Origin of the sequence: Acinetobacter sp. TAC-1 (assembly GCF_029025845.1) — a bacterium.
GTDB lineage: Bacteria > Pseudomonadota > Gammaproteobacteria > Pseudomonadales > Moraxellaceae > Acinetobacter > Acinetobacter guillouiae.
This window is the reverse complement of the sequence record NZ_CP118892.1, coordinates 2,709,386-2,724,725: the sequence shown is the minus strand read 5'-3', so window position 1 is coordinate 2,724,725 and position 15,340 is coordinate 2,709,386. Positions and strand designations below refer to the sequence as shown.

The window sequence follows — 15,340 nt, the reverse complement described above, 5'->3', positions numbered from 1 at the left end:
GAATTTAATCACTAGAATAAAAAATGATCAATAAAATGATTTTTAATGTGACAAATACAACAATGAAATCGGAGTGTCCAAAATTATGAATATTATTGAGCTTCTAAAAGAACGGGTGACCACAAAAGTTTTACAGGGTGATCTTCAGTTTCAAGATGAAAAAATCGGTGCTTTAAGTGCCTTTTATCCCATTCTCCTCTCAGTTTTAAAATCAAAACCAGAACTTATTAATACACTTCAACAAAATCTAAATCCTCGCTTAGGCGATATTTTCAGTCATCAACCAGAAACAGTCACACATTTTTTAGGACTGGTTGCGGGCAATGCACCAACCCAAGAAATTGAAACCACATTAAACCACTCTATTGCTCCAACTTTATCATTGCTTGCAGATCAAGCAGGTTCAGATGATAAGCATGAAATTTTTGATTTTATCAAAGCGCAATGGAACAATATTCAGGATGCTTTGCCAGCTTGGGCAACAGGATTATTTGCCACATTGGGTTTAAGTGTAGGTGGTCTTGGTTTCGCAGCCACGACTCAAGCTGCACCTGTTGCTGAGGCAGTTATCCCGCCTGTAGAACCTGTGGCACCGATACCTGTACAAAGTGTATCTCCAACACCAGTACCCCTTGATACGTCTACAATCACAACAAATTCGATCCAAGATGAACCTAAAAAATCCAATTGGTTATTGCCAATTATTGCTTTGTTGGTGATTGCAGGATTGGCCGCATTGTTATTTAAACAGTGCAGTAGCAAGCCACCTGTAGGGGGAGATCCAGTAAGCAGTGGAGCTTCACAAGCTGTTGCTGATGTGCAAGCCGCTGAACTGCAAATTTCAACAGATGCTGAAGGTAAATTAGCAAGTTGTCAGGCACAATCGAGCAGTCAATCTTTATTGGACAGTTTAAAAACCAGTATTGCCTCTGTGTTTGGTCAAACCGATCATTGTCAACTCACAGCCAGCAGTACTTATGCCGCTGATTTGCCGGATCAAAATGCTGTAGATCAGGTGTTGGCTAAAATTAAAGGCATTCCAAATATTTCACTGGCTTGGATCGGTGATCAACTTACCATTCAAACAGCAGATTTAGCACAAGCACAAAAATTGGCAGATGAGTTAAAAGCTATTGCTCCTAATCTACATATTTCTGTAGAGCAAACAGCCGATGCAAATGCAGCTGCAACAAGCAGTGCTGCAAATGTAGATACAAGTAACTCACAAGCAGACCAAGCACTGTCAAGCATTCAGGCAGATAAAGCCAATGTAAATGATATTGCAGCTGCATTGAATTTACAGGTAATTAATTTTGCGACAGGTTCTTCAGGTATTCCAGAAGCCAATAAAGCGATTTTGGATAAAGCAGCGAATTTGTTAAAACAACTACCAGATGCAAAACTCGTGGTTAAAGGTTATACCGATAATGTTGGGAATGCGGACTCAAACAAAAAATTATCTGAAAAACGTGCAAAATCGGTTGTTGCATATTTGGTTGAAAAGGGCGTACATACCTCACAGTTAACTGCTGAAGGACATGGTCAAGACAATCCAATTGCAGATAATTCAACCAAAGAAGGGCAATTTAAAAACCGTCGTATTGAGTTTGAAGTACTTGGTGCAACGACGCCATAATCCCTTTTAGTTATATGCTCTGTACGAAAACGCGCATAAATTGTATAAAAAGCTTCTGAATATCCAGAAGCTTTTTATTTTTTACTCGAAAATTCTTCAATTATTTGGTTAAATGAGCCACATAAAAATATGATCGGATAAACAATGAATAAATCATTAAACCCATTATTTATGATTGCTGCGATTTCTAGTACCTTGATGCTGTCAGGCTGTGATTACTTCAAAAAGAAAAAAGATGAAGGTAATGCTGAACTTGCAGAGTGGAGTTGTACCAATCAAGATAATATCAATCAAATTCAAAAATATTTGAAAGATGAGTATTTGCGTGAAGTCGCAGACAATATTAAAAATTCTGGTTATGAAGCTGACCAAGCACTACTTCAGAAAATTAACAATGCTTTAAAGTTTGAAGTGAAGAATGTTCGTACGATCACTGAAGACTCATCTAAAACCAATCAACTGGAATGTGAAAGTCAGTTAGTGGTTCAATTTCCGAAAGGCTTACAACAGCGTGCTGAAAATTCATATGCAGAATTTGGGCAAGATTGTGAGGATGGATGTGAAGGTGATGGGTATCGCAGCATACGTGAGTATATCGAAGCTGGTGAATCTAAATTGGTACTAGCCAATGATCAGCTAAAAGGCAAGTTTAACTATAATGTTGTGAAAACAGATAAAGATGGTTTAACCCTTGATGTGCTTAATCAGGATGCAGTTATTCAAGGGGTAACTTTTGTTACGGTAAAAGCGGTGCAATACGCAGCCTATATGAAAGAAAATAAAGATATGCGTGAACGCGAGCAGGTCAACCAAATTGAAAATGCAGAGCAAACAGCGCTTGCACAAAAAGCCATGGATATCCGTAAAAAAGAGCTAGATGAAGAAAAGCTCAAACAAGTTGATCGTTTAAACCAGACTTGGGACAGTTTGAATGATGAACAAAAAGCACAATTTAAGCAAGATCAAACAGAATGGTTTGAAAAACGTGATGTTGATTGTAAAGTCATTTCACAGAAAAGTTTTGGTGATATTCCAGACAGTGAAATTGAAACCTATCAGCAACAACGTCAATATTGGGATGATGCGATGTCTCAACAAAATAAAGAGATGCAATATACCAAGTGTTTTAATAAACGTACCGCTGAGCGAATTATTTATTTAAACAATGCATTAAATTGATGTAATCATCATAATCTGAGAGGGATGAATTGATTCATCCCTTTTTTATTGGCATGCTGTAAGTATATTTAAAGTTTTAGATGTCGATATGCGTATTAGTATTGTTGGTTCAGGTCGTGTTGCTACACATTTTGCAAAAGCACTGTCAAAACAACATCATATTGTTCAGATTTATAGTCGTGATTTAAACAATGCACAACGCTTAGCCCAGCAGGTGAGTGCTCAGGCTATTGATGCTGTGCATTGTATAGAGCCTGCAATTGATTTATTAATTATTGCAGTGAGTGACCAAGCCATTGCTCAAGTCATTCAAACGATTCATTCACAACTTTCGGATGTTTTGATTGTTCATACTTCTGGCAGTACCAATCTCAATATATTGACTGAACACCATGTAAAATCTGGGGTTTTTTATCCCTTACAGACTTTTAGCTTTGAACGTGAAGTGGATTGGCAGAATACCCCGTTGTTTATTGAAACAGCTTTGCAAGAGGATTTGTCTACTTTAACGACGCTAGCAAATAACCTAAGTAATCAGGTTTATCCATATAATTCAGCGCAGCGGCTGAGCTTACATTTGGCAGGGGTATTTGCCTGTAATTTTACAAATTATTGTTATGACATGGCTAAACAAGTGGTTGATGCACAGCAGGTCGATTTTAATTTACTGTATCCATTAATTTTGGAAACAGCAAAAAAAGCCACTCAAAATGATCCTGAAACAATGCAGACGGGTCCTGCAAGACGTGGAGATGTGAATATTTTAGATATGCATCAACACATGTTACAGGATATGGGGCGGGAAGATCTTAAAGTTGTCTATACACTTTTAAGCCAACAGATACAGAAAAAACACTCACTTGATTAAGTGAGTGTTTTATCAATCGTATCTTTTTAAATCAATTGAGATCTAGTTTAAAGCAGCGTGATCTGCACCGATTGTGACAATAACACCAATACAAAACAGGCTACAGTAGATAAAAAACCAGATGATCATGCGTTTAAAGGCTTTGTCTGAAATCGAGCTATCAGCATATTGTGGTTTTTTAGGGCTTTTGTCATCATTCATCGCAAAATCTCTTTCTGCTTAATATAGGTTCATTATGGATAGAAACATGTTCACACTGTAGATACAAAAAATTAGAAAAAAACTATAACAGATAAGTAAGCATTGATGAATCTGTTATAAAAATTCAGCTTATGTCGTCACGGATTTACCAATAATATAAATCAATTGGTTTAATGCATTTTGAATCTTTTCATTCATTTCAAATGAACAATTCATCCGAATAAAGTGATTTTGTTGATTGCTAATATTAAATAAGCTGCTCGGTGCGACACTAACACCGTGTTCTAACATGTGCTGATAGATCTCATTACTATCGACTTGTTCAGGCAATTCAATCCATAAAAAGTACCCTGAAGGATAATAATTAACATGACATTGCTCAGGTAAATGGGTTTTTAAATAATTAAAATATTGTTTTTTATAGCGTTGTAAGGTGGATCGTAAAGTTTTTAAATGTTTTTCATAATGACGATGAGAGAGGTATTCAACTAAGGCATTTTGGATAAATGAGTTGACTGAAAGGGTGCTCATAAGTTGAGTATGTTGAATATGTTCAGAAAATTTACCAGCATAGACCCAACCGATACGAAAACCTGCACCTAATGTTTTGGAAAAAGAAGAACAATGTAGCACCCAATTTTGTTGATCAAAATACTTCATCGAGAGGGGTTTTTTCTGATCATAGTAAAGTTCTTCATAGACATCATCTTCAATCAAATAAATCTGATATTGGTTGAGTAACTTCGCCAATTTTAATTTAATTTCATCACTCACAGTAAAGCCAATTGGATTCTGACCATTTAACATCATCAAACATACTTTAATTGGATATTTTAAAATTGCCTGTTCGAATGCGTCTAAATCAATGCCATGTTCAGGATGTTCTGGGATGGTAATTACTTTTAATCCAAGTCGTTCAGCCGCTTGCCATGCCCCATAAAAAATCGTCTGCTGTAATAAAATATAGTCCCCAGCTTGTGTAAGTGCTTGTAATGAAAGATTTAATGCATCTAAACCTCCAGATGTAATCACAATATCAGATGGATCCGTGGGGATGCCTTGCATAGCATATTTTTGAGCAATAATTTTTCTCAGTTGATAATTTCCGGGTGGTAGACTGGGTGTTTGTTCATAGCTACGCCGTTGTCGAGCAAGTTGTCCGAGTGTTTGTATCAGTTTAGCGGAGTAGAGCAACTGGCTATTGGGAAAGGCAGAACCTAAAGGGATAATGTGTTCAGACTGGGTTGATTTTAAATATTTGAAAACAACGGAGTTAATTTCAACTGTTTCATTAATCACATGTAATGTAGTGGGGTGATCTGAGCTTTGTTCTACAACAAAATACCCTGACTTTTCTTTTGAATAAATCAGGCCTTGCGCTTCGAGCTCTTGATAAGCATTCATCACCGTAATCAGACTTAAACCTGACTGTTCAACCTGTTGACGTAGTGAGGGTAACTTTTCATGTGCTTTCCACGTCCCATTTTCAATCAATAATTTTAGGCTATGGGCCAGTTGTTCAGATTTATACATAGGTCAATGCAAGTGGGTATTTAAAATAACTATAACAGAAGCAATCAGCACAGCTCTATCTGTTATATATTTTTTCTAAAATTTTGTGGCTATATTTCTTTTTGATTTCTTTCCAAAATAGTCGCACGCGATGCAGTATAGAATGAGGCAGGGATATGTTTGTGACGACTCAGTTGAATGTGCTCACACAAGTTTTATGTGAGCATGGTTGCTCTGAAAATGTGATAGAGCAACTCAATCAAAGATTTGTAAACTTAGAAGCAACATTGTTGCGTGCCAAAGTCTTGCGTGAATTTTCAAAAAAGAAAAGTACAGCGATTATCCAATCTGCAATTACTTCAAATCATTTGAGTTTGGCTTATTTGTTTTCACCGTTTATTTTGGCGAATTTAAATCAAACAGTGCTTTACTCAACGCTTCTGACTGCACAAGTTCAAGATATTTTAAAACCTTACTATCAGGTTGAAAAAACCATGAACTTGACCAAGGATGATGTCGTTCTAGAAAGTTTAAACTTATTTTTAGATCTACAAGATCAAACATGGGATGCGCAGGAGTTCGTATATTTTCAGTTATTCAAAGCACTGACTCAGGCAGAAGTTGATCGTATCTTTTTAATTACAGATCAACCGATCAATCCAGATTATTTGTTTGAAATAGAATGTTTTTTTAAGGTTCGAATTTTCTTGGTAAATCCCAAAAATGATCAAGATGGTATAAATCTGCAATTAGATCATCATGATCATAAATTAAACATGCAGAAGCTTTTGTTTAAATATAAAGATGATTTTCATGTGGTTTTATGTCGTAAATTTTCAGAAATGAATGCTAAAATTTTAAATTTATCAGGTCTTTATGATCTAGCCCAAGCGCAAAACCTAGTCGAAGATATGTTTTATTCTGAGCATATTTATGAAAAACTATCGGTTTATGCTGAATATATGCAGACCCGATTACAGAACAATGTGTTTAGTCCAAAATTCAAATCTGTGTCAAGTTTGCAAGCTTAGATGCTGAGTATTTGCATACACAACGCTTTATTGAAGTGCTTTATGTATTGTATAAAGATACAACATGAGCCGTGAATACTTAGTTCTTAGGTAAAAGTCTGGTCTAAAGCTTTATATATTAGCGATCAGATAAATGTTTTTTGAGATGATCTAAAAAGAGCTTCACTTTTTTAGGAATCTTTTGTTGAGAAGGCGTGATTGCATAAAAATAAAGTTGCTTTGAATGATAATCCTCTAAACAACGCATAATTTTCCCGGCATCTTGATCTTTTTTGGCTAAAAAATCGGGTAAAAATATAATGCCTTGATCTTGTTTACAAAAATCTAAAAGGAAATCGCCACTGTTGCATGTCAATTTTGGCGTACAGTAAATAGTTTCTTCTTTTTTATTCTTACTCAGCACAATTTTAGTGCTTGAATCCGTTTGTGAATACAACAATAGACTGTGCTGTTTTAACTCATCGATTGTATTGGGTACGCCAAATTTTTCAAAGTAAGCTGTAGTTGCATAAAAATGTCGATGATAGGTACTAAACAGGTGGGCATTACGCTGATCAATATCTTGACTGATTCTGAGCACAATATCATATTGATCTTCACTGATATTTAAGAACTTATCTGAAAGAAACAAGTCTATTTTGATGTTGGGATACTGTGTCATAAATTTAGAAATGATCTCGGTAAGATGCGCATGTCTAAATGAATGAGGTGCATTGATTCTAAGTTTACCCTCGGGATATTTCTGGTCATGGGTAAAGTCACTGGTTGCCCATTCAAACTCACTCATAATGACTTTAGAGTGTTGATAAAATTTTTCACCTGAATGAGTTAAATCCATTTTGCGAGTATTGCGGATGAACAGGACTGTATTAAAAATAGTTTCCAGATGACAAATTCTTTTCGCAACTTGATCTCTGGTAATGCCTAAGTGACGTGATGCGCTGCTGAAATTTCCATATTCAACGACACTAATAAACGTATTGATACAGTCTAATTTATCCATTTAATTTTAAAGTACTCTTCACTTGAATGATTAAAGTAACGCATCATTCTATAGTGATCAATCATTGTATCTTTTTAGGATACAGTTTGTATTTAAAATAGTGTCTAGTGGTTTACGTGTATTTTTGCTTTTATATAAATTCCTTTATAAATGTGTTGCGAATCAAAATGAATAAAGCATTTTTAGAACAACTTACACCTCAAAACTGTCAAATCATCTTTATTGATCAACAACCACAAATGGCTTTTGGCGTACAGTCAATTGATCGTCAAACTTTAAAAAATAATGTGGTGGGATTGGCTAAAGCTGCTCAGGTTTTTAATATTCCAACCACTATTACAACAGTAGAAACAGAAAGTTTTTCGGGACACACTTTTCCAGAATTATTAAATGTGTTCCCTGAAGCACCTTTGCTCGAAAGAACCTCTATGAACTCATGGGATGACCAAAAGGTTCGTGATGCATTGGCAGCCAATCATCGTAAAAAAATTATCGTATCGGGTTTATGGACTGAAGTTTGCAATATTACATTCGCTTTTGGCGCGATGCTGGAAGGTGATTATGAAATTTATATGGTTGCCGATGCTTCAGGTGGAACTTCAAAAGAAGCACATGATTATGCGATGCAACGGATGATTCAAGCAGGCGTGGTTCCTGTAACCTGGCAACAAGTTTTACTTGAGTGGCAACGTGATTGGGCACATCGTGAAACTTATGATGCAGTGATGGACATTGTGCGTGAACATTCGGGTGCATACGGTATGGGCGTAGATTATGCATATACCATGGTACATAAAGCGCCAGAAAGAACCACAACGCAGCATGAAGTTATTGCACCTGTGTCAGCAAAATAAACCTTATGGATATAAATATTCATCTACATGGAGATGATCATGACAGATGTACAGTTAATTCTTAAGAACGGCAAAATTACCACGCTTGACCCGAAACAACCTGAAGTAGATGCAATTGCGATCGCTGATGGAAAAGTGTTTGCCACGGGTGATGAAAATAGCATCATGAAGTTGGCCAACGACTTGACAAAAGTGATTGATTTAAATGGTCGTCGCGTTATTCCCGGTTTAAATGACAGCCATCTCCATATTATCCGTGGCGGGCTTAACTATAATATGGAGTTGCGTTGGGAAGGGGTACCGACTGTTAAAGATGCTTTAAACTTACTCAAAGAGCAGGCAGAAAATACGCCAGCGCCACAGTGGGTCCGTGTTGTCGGTGGGTGGACTGAATTCCAATTTGCAGAAAAGCGTTTACCAACTTTAGCTGAAATCAATAAAGCTGCGCCTGATACCCCAGTTTTTATTCTGCATCTATATGCAAGCGCAATGCTGAACAGAGCAGCATTAGATGTCTTAGGTTTTAATAAAGATACTCCTGATCCACCTGGGGGCAGAATAGAACGCAATGAAAAAGGCGATCCAACAGGTTTATTATTGGCAACGCCTTCTGCTGCAATTCTGTATTCAACACTAGGTAAAGCACCCAAATTACCTGTCGAAGATCAAGTGAATTCTACCCGACATTTTATGCGTGAGTTAAATCGACTCGGTGTCACTTCTGCGATTGATGCCGGAGGAGGCGGGCAAAACTATCCAGATGATTATGCAGTGATCAATCAATTGCATGAAAAAGATCAAATGACCGTTCGTATTGCTTATAACCTCTTTGCACAAAAAGCCGGTGAAGAGTTAGAAGATTATCAACGATGGACAGAAATGACGTTTCCTGGTGATGGCGATGCATTATTGATGATGAATGGTGCGGGGGAAAACTTGACTTGGTCAGCTGGTGATTTTGAGGATTTTTATGAACCTCGGCCAGATCTTCCAGAAAAAATGGAAACCGAATTAGAAGCCATTGTTGAACATTTGTCTGATAAGAAATGGCCGTTTCGAATTCACGCCACCTATGATGAAAGCATTAGTCGATTGCTCAATGTTTTTGAACGAGTCAATGGTAAAAAGCCATTTGAAACCCGTTTTATTATTGACCATGCAGAGACGGTTTCAGAAAAAAACATAGAACGGATCGGTGCACTTGGGGGGGGAATTGCCATTCAACACCGTATGGCATATCAAGGCGAAATCTTTGTTCAGCGTTATGGTGCCGATGCAGCCAAAGACACGCCTCCGGTAAAAAAAATGCTTGAGCTGGGTGTGCCAGTGGGTGCTGGAACAGATGCGACGCGTGTTGCATCATATAATCCTTGGGTCTGTTTGGCATGGTTAACCACAGGTAAAACTGTGGGTGGCTTTGCTTTATATGATGAGAAAGACTTACTTGATCGTCAGACAGCGCTAAGACTATGGACCAAAGGATCGGCTTGGTTTTCAGGCGAGCAAAGTAATAAAGGCGCTTTAGTCGCAGGTGAACATGCGGACCTTGTTGTACTTTCAGATGACTATCTCACTGTTGAGGGCGATGAAATTCAATTTATTGAATCAGTCATGACGGTGATGGACGGTAAAGTGGTTTATGCGGGTGCCGAATTTAAGCAACAAGATCCACCGATTCCACCCGCATCGCCTGATTGGTCACCAGTCAAGCGATTTGGCGGGCAGTGGCGCTACTCTGAAAATCGTAATGCGCCTTCCTTACAACCCTTACAAAAAAATTCAGCAGTGTGTGCATGTTCTAGCAGCTGTGGCATGCATGGACATTCGCATGCATGGATGCTTGATGTTCCTATCAATGATCAGGATAAAAAATCATTTTGGGGCGCACTAGGCTGCTCTTGTTTTGCTTTTTAAAACCAACCTAAAAAATTCCATCTGAAACTAGGTGGAATTTTATTGGGGAGAAATTTATGAAAATCTATCTGATCTCTTTGGCTGTTGGGTTGTTGGTTGGCGTGTTGTATTACCTATTAAATGTGAAATCTCCAGCACCACCTTTTGTGGCCCTATGCGGTTTATTGGGGATGATTATTGGCGAACAACTCATGCCAATGATTAAAAACTTATTATCCTAACGATAGGGTGAAGTAATAACAGGAGAAAGGGGCAAACGATGCAATTTAGACTAAGTAAGTTATTGAGCTTCAATGCAGGCTATGTCGATACTGCAAGCTTTCTCGCATTGCATGGCTTATTTTCTGCCCATGTGACAGGTAATTTTGTAACATTAGGCGCGGCTTTAGTCTCCGAGAGCCAAACAGGTGCTTGGGCCAAATTGGCAGCATTACCGATGTTCTGTATTACAGTCTTATCAGTCAAATTGTTGGATCAAAAGTTTATCCGCCATCAAAACAGTTCATATGCGTTTTTTCTCAAGCTGATGTTTTTGCTTCTTAGTATTGTCGCCGTATGCTCCTATTTTTATTTACCCTTTCCTAAATACGATACCGTCATGAGTTTCTCTGTCGGTATGTTATTGGTGGCGGCTATGGCGATTCAAAATGCGATGCATCGTATCCATTGGACGAAAGAATCACCAACAACTGTGATGACGGGTGCTACAACACAATTGATGTTAAATATTGCTGAGCTTTTTTCTAAACCTTCTCAGGAAAAAAGACTGCAAATTCGACAGAGTATTGTTGCAATTTTCCCAACCATGTTGAGTTTTGCACTGGGGTGCGCAGTTGCTGCAATCGTATATAAATTTGCATTGCTATGGTTATTTTTGCTTCCCCCAGTTTTGTTACTGATGATTTACATCAATCGGGACAACTATAAAAAAGCTTAGGTTTTGACAGATCCTAATTCTAATTAATTATTGAATGACGAGTAGAACATGGAAAATATACAAACGACGCCACCGAGTGGGTTTTGGAAAACATGTCGAGATCCTTTGTTATTGACAATTGTGGGTGGCGCAATTGATACCATTGGCTTTATCGCACTGTTTGGTTTTTTTACTGCACATGTCACAGGAAACTTAGTCTTAGCCGGTGCTGCTTGGGTCAAAGGTGGGCCAGGGATTTGGATTAAGCTTGGGGCAATTCCCTTATTTATTCTGACTGTTGCCATCACCAAATATTGGATTGATCGTAGCGTACAAAAACATACCACTTTAAGTTATTTATTTTTGGGGGAAGCAATTTTTTTGCTTGGGTTTATGCTTGCGGGTTTATATTTTGAACCATTTAAAGATGCCAATAGTGTCACCGTCGCAATTACCGGTGGTTTAGGGCTGATCGCTTTAGCTATTCGTAACACTTCAAGTAAAACCTTAATTAAACATATTAGTCCGAGCACCATGATGACGGGAAATACAACACAGTTAGGTATAGATATTTCTAATTATTTAAGAGATCGGAACGATAGCAATATGCAAAAGCTACAGCATAGTTTCAGCATTGTGGTGGGGTTTGTGATTGGCGCATTTTTAGGTGCTTTTTTATATGTGTATCTAGATTTCTGGAGTGTCGCTTTCTTTGTCGCACCCGTGTTGTATCTGTCTTATCTCGCAGCTCAGCAAAGATTTGTCCAACCAAGCTAGTGGCTTAATGATGAATAAACCTCAATGAGTAATCATGCTTGATGGCGTTTTTGTCATGATTATGGTGATCACGTAGGCGCTTAAAAATTCCTTCAAATATCTATTGGAATAATCATTTTTTAGTTAAATCAAGCCTTGATTGATTTAACTCGTATTCATCATTCACATTTTTGAAAAATCCAAAAATTAAGCCATGTCTTGTCAAACAGCAAAGCCAGCATCTGTCATTTATTTTAATAATGGACTTTGCAAAATTAAGGTAAACCTATGTCAAATTTAATTAAATGTATGATTCCTTTTGTTTCAATGCTCAGTATGCAGTTGCATGCTGCTCAACACGGCTTAGACAAAAATAGTCCTTATTTGTTTAGTGATTGGCAGGGGATGCGGACTGAACTTTTAAAGCAAGGGATTAAATTAGATGCAAACTTGATTGTAGACAGCGCTTATTTAGCCGATGGTGGCTACAATTCGGGGAATGATCCTAAATATGCCAGTCAATTTTTAATTGGTTCAACTTTAGATTTAGAAAAGCTGGCAAATTGGGAGGGGATGACATTAAGAGCAACAATCACAGCAAGACAAGGACAAAGTTTATCTTCGGAAGATATTTCTGATCCATCTGCACCACAGATTGCCAATGTTCAAGCAAATTATGGTCGTGGTAACAGTAAAAGTCGACTGACCGAGTTTTCTTTGGAGAAAAACTTTAAACAACAGGGGCTCAGTATTAAATTAGGGCGTTTGGGAATAGGTACAGATTTCAATGTGATGTCTTGTGAATTTCAAAATAATTCATTTTGTGCTGCGCAAATGGGGAAATGGCAAAGCGGAATTTGGTATAACTCTCCAATTTCTCAATGGGGTGGCCGTTTAAAATATCAATTTCACCCAGATCTGGCCGTACAAATCGGCGTTTATGAATATAACCCTCAAAATGCTTTAGAACGTCATGGCTGGAATCTGAGTACCCATCAAGCTGATGGTATCACCATTCCCATAGAGATGATCTGGCAACCGAAATCATTAATCAATGGATTGGCAGGAACTTATCGTGTAGGTGCAATGTATAACAGCGCAGATCAAGCTAAAAATCAAAAGGATATACGGACGGGACAGCAGCAAAATCATACTTATGGTGCTTGGTTTAATTTTGACCAGCAACTTACTTCAGTTGGTGTAGGAAAGCAGGGCTTACACAGTTTTGCAAATTTTACATTCCATAGCCGTACCACCAACAAGGTGGATCAGTCTCAACAGATCGGTTTAAAGTATTATGGGGTGATAAGCAGCCGAGCTGAGGATAATTTGGGTTTTGCGCTTAATCGTATTCATATCAATGAACGTTTTACAGAAGATAAGAAACAATTTAATGCTGATGCCGAATATAATATTGAATTAAATTATAGTTATTATCCAACAAAATGGCTGATGTTACGTCCAAGCCTGCAATATATAGTTCATCCTGGTGCAACACATGATGTCAACAATGCTTGGGTCTTGGCATTGGGAACAAAGCTTAACTTTTAGCATAAAAAATCTAGCTAAAATATTTTAGGATGAGTCCAATTTAAATAGGCAACATTAGACAAAAAAATAGCATTAAATATTTGATATTTAATGCTACAGATAAATTTAGAAGGAGGGTGATTTGGATTAATTTATTTTCTTAAAAATAAAGTCATTAATCTTATGACCTGCCTCAATACCACGACGTTCAAACTTGGTTTGTGGACGCCATTCAGGACGAGGATAGCTATTGCCTTTGCCTGCTAAATTTTCTAAACGAGGACGATTGTCTAAAACATCAAGCATCCATTCAGCATACGGTTCCCAGTCTGTTGCAGCATGGAATGTACCACCGATTTCCAGTTTTTCTTCAACCAATGGCATACGATCATGAGAAACAAAACGGCGTTTAAAATGACGTTTTTTCTGCCAAGGATCAGGGAAATAAAGCTGAACTGTATTGATACTATTGTCAGGCATTTCACGCAGAACTTGGATTGCATCTGCATCTAAAACACGGAGGTTTTTAACTTCTGCCATACCGGCTTCATAAACACATTGCGCAATACCAGGCACATGCACTTCGATTCCAACAAAATTACGTTCAGGATTGGCTTTTGCCATCAGGACCAAAGAGCGGCCCATACCAAAACCAATTTCTACCGTAAGTGGGCGTTCAGGATGTTCAAAGTGTTGACGTAAATCGCCGACAGGGTATTCCAAAATTAAATCACGATGTTGTTCAAGCGCAGTACGTTGTGAAGTATTGAGCGGTGACGATCTACGCATAAATGTCACAATTTCACGGTGTTCTTGCAAATTGTCTAATTCTACAATTTGTGCTTCAATTTGATCGTTTGACATGATTTAGGTAATACTAGAAATCTAAAAGGCGTATTGTAAGTGCTGAGCTTCGCAAGTCAAATTTTTTATAGAATTTCATTCAATTCTAATAAATTTACAATGAAAACTGGATAAAATAAAATCATTAACGCGCGCTGAGTCAAAGACTATTCCTGTTACTCAATGCGTCGTTATGTTCATTTAGACTTTGTCTAATTAACTCGATTAATTCCCGCGATGCTTTAGGGAGTGCTTTATCTTTTAACCAAATCAGATAAATCGGAACGGAAAGTTGATTGTAGGTATTTTTAAAATCAATTTGGATTAAACGCCCAGCATCAATATGTGGTTTGACCAATGAATATGGGAAATTTCCCCATCCTAAGCCGATCTCAACCATATCAATCGCCGTTTGTAGATCATTGGTTCGCCAATAAGATGCAGCAATTACCGATCTCAAATCTGCAATATCAAGTGCACTACTGGCAACAACAATTTGCCGAACATTAACCAAATCCTCGATATAAATAGGATGAACTGCTTGATTCATCAAGGCATGATTTGCAGAGATTGTTGCAACAACAACTTCCATGCTGACCAATTGCAAATGTTCTTGCATTTTAATATGTTGCCCTGAACCTGCTAAACAAATTGTGATTTGTTCTGAATACAGTAAATGCAAAATATCATCTTGTGGTGCAGTAATGATTTCGATATTGAGCAGTGGGTATTTTGCTGCAAGTTTATCAATAGATTGTAAAAGTTTTTGATTGTTTACATCCGATACAACACCTATTTTTAAAGTACTCTCCAAACCTAAGGACAGTTCATAAGCATGTTTACTCAATTGTTTTAATTGTTCTGAGATGATTCTTGCTTGTGGGGCTAAGGCAAGTGCGGACGCTGTTGGAATCACTTTGCGGGGTGTTCTTTCAAACAGCTGTAAGCCTAATTCTGCTTCAATATTTGCAATACCCATACTGACGGCTGATGGTACTCGATTTAAGGCACGAGCCGCAGCAGAAAAAGAGCCTGTATCCAGTACTTTTACAAATAATTCTATATTTTCGCTGGTGAAATTCATAATTGGTATCAGT

At 37.6% G+C, this 15,340-nt stretch carries 15 protein-coding genes; 10 read left to right on the top strand and 5 right to left on the bottom strand.

The window, feature by feature from the left end; translation table 11 throughout:
- Positions 1–85: 85 nt before the first annotated feature.
- The 3 genes from PYV58_RS12790 to PYV58_RS12780 all read left to right on the top strand — a co-directional run bounded on the left by PYV58_RS12790 (position 86) and on the right by PYV58_RS12780 (position 3,683).
- On the top strand, positions 86–1,636 hold the full coding sequence (locus PYV58_RS12790) for an OmpA family protein (RefSeq protein ID WP_034612895.1): 1,551 nt from the start codon (positions 86–88) through the stop codon (positions 1,634–1,636).
- A gap of 144 nt (positions 1,637–1,780) precedes the next feature.
- Positions 1,781–2,815 (top strand): hypothetical protein, encoded by a 1,035-nt coding sequence (locus PYV58_RS12785; protein WP_034612893.1) that lies wholly within the window; start codon positions 1,781–1,783, stop codon positions 2,813–2,815.
- Positions 2,816–2,903: 88 nt separating this feature from the next.
- Positions 2,904–3,683 carry a Rossmann-like and DUF2520 domain-containing protein gene (locus PYV58_RS12780; protein WP_034612891.1) on the top strand — a complete coding sequence of 260 codons (780 nt, stop codon included), beginning with the start codon at positions 2,904–2,906 and terminating at the stop codon, positions 3,681–3,683.
- 42 nt (positions 3,684–3,725) lie between these two features.
- Here PYV58_RS12780 and PYV58_RS12775 read toward each other — a convergent pair whose 3' ends face one another.
- Positions 3,726–3,884, bottom strand: coding sequence for a hypothetical protein (locus PYV58_RS12775; protein ID WP_004721086.1), 159 nt, complete (start codon positions 3,882–3,884; stop codon positions 3,726–3,728).
- A 129-nt stretch (positions 3,885–4,013) separates the two neighbouring features.
- Positions 4,014–5,417 (bottom strand): PLP-dependent aminotransferase family protein, encoded by a 1,404-nt coding sequence (locus tag PYV58_RS12770; protein WP_004721084.1) that lies wholly within the window; start codon positions 5,415–5,417, stop codon positions 4,014–4,016.
- Between the two features lie 155 nt (positions 5,418–5,572).
- Between PYV58_RS12770 and PYV58_RS12765 the strand changes: the two genes are divergently transcribed.
- Positions 5,573–6,427, top strand: coding sequence for a hypothetical protein (locus tag PYV58_RS12765; protein WP_034612885.1), 855 nt, complete (start codon positions 5,573–5,575; stop codon positions 6,425–6,427).
- 118 nt (positions 6,428–6,545) lie between these two features.
- On the opposite strand, the gene PYV58_RS12760 is transcribed toward PYV58_RS12765, so the two are convergent.
- Entirely contained in the window at positions 6,546–7,430 is an 885-nt protein-coding gene (locus tag PYV58_RS12760) for a LysR family transcriptional regulator (RefSeq protein ID WP_034612883.1), read from the bottom strand.
- A gap of 167 nt (positions 7,431–7,597) precedes the next feature.
- Between PYV58_RS12760 and PYV58_RS12755 the strand changes: the two genes are divergently transcribed.
- The 6 genes from PYV58_RS12755 (at position 7,598) to PYV58_RS12730 (ending at position 13,421) form a co-directional block, all read left to right on the top strand.
- Positions 7,598–8,284, top strand: coding sequence for a hydrolase (locus tag PYV58_RS12755; protein WP_004821006.1), 687 nt, complete (start codon positions 7,598–7,600; stop codon positions 8,282–8,284).
- Positions 8,285–8,323: 39 nt separating this feature from the next.
- On the top strand, positions 8,324–10,198 hold the full coding sequence (locus PYV58_RS12750; protein ID WP_034612928.1) for an amidohydrolase: 1,875 nt from the start codon (positions 8,324–8,326) through the stop codon (positions 10,196–10,198).
- 56 nt (positions 10,199–10,254) lie between these two features.
- Positions 10,255–10,419 carry a DUF1427 family protein gene (locus PYV58_RS12745; protein ID WP_081407371.1) on the top strand — a complete coding sequence of 55 codons (165 nt, stop codon included), beginning with the start codon at positions 10,255–10,257 and terminating at the stop codon, positions 10,417–10,419.
- 38 nt (positions 10,420–10,457) lie between these two features.
- Entirely contained in the window at positions 10,458–11,135 is a 678-nt protein-coding gene (locus tag PYV58_RS12740) for a YoaK family protein (RefSeq protein ID WP_034612880.1), read from the top strand.
- A gap of 48 nt (positions 11,136–11,183) precedes the next feature.
- Positions 11,184–11,891, top strand: a complete 708-nt coding sequence (locus PYV58_RS12735; protein ID WP_275059538.1) for a YoaK family protein — start codon at positions 11,184–11,186, stop codon at positions 11,889–11,891.
- Positions 11,892–12,197: 306 nt separating this feature from the next.
- Positions 12,198–13,421, top strand: a complete 1,224-nt coding sequence (locus PYV58_RS12730) for a carbohydrate porin (RefSeq protein ID WP_227504222.1) — start codon at positions 12,198–12,200, stop codon at positions 13,419–13,421.
- A 126-nt stretch (positions 13,422–13,547) separates the two neighbouring features.
- Here PYV58_RS12730 and trmB read toward each other — a convergent pair whose 3' ends face one another.
- Positions 13,548–14,264 (bottom strand): tRNA (guanosine(46)-N7)-methyltransferase TrmB, encoded by a 717-nt coding sequence (gene trmB / locus PYV58_RS12725; protein WP_004821023.1) that lies wholly within the window; start codon positions 14,262–14,264, stop codon positions 13,548–13,550.
- 139 nt (positions 14,265–14,403) lie between these two features.
- Positions 14,404–15,327, bottom strand: a complete 924-nt coding sequence (locus tag PYV58_RS12720) for a LysR family transcriptional regulator (protein ID WP_004821025.1) — start codon at positions 15,325–15,327, stop codon at positions 14,404–14,406.
- Positions 15,328–15,340 lie beyond the last annotated feature (13 nt).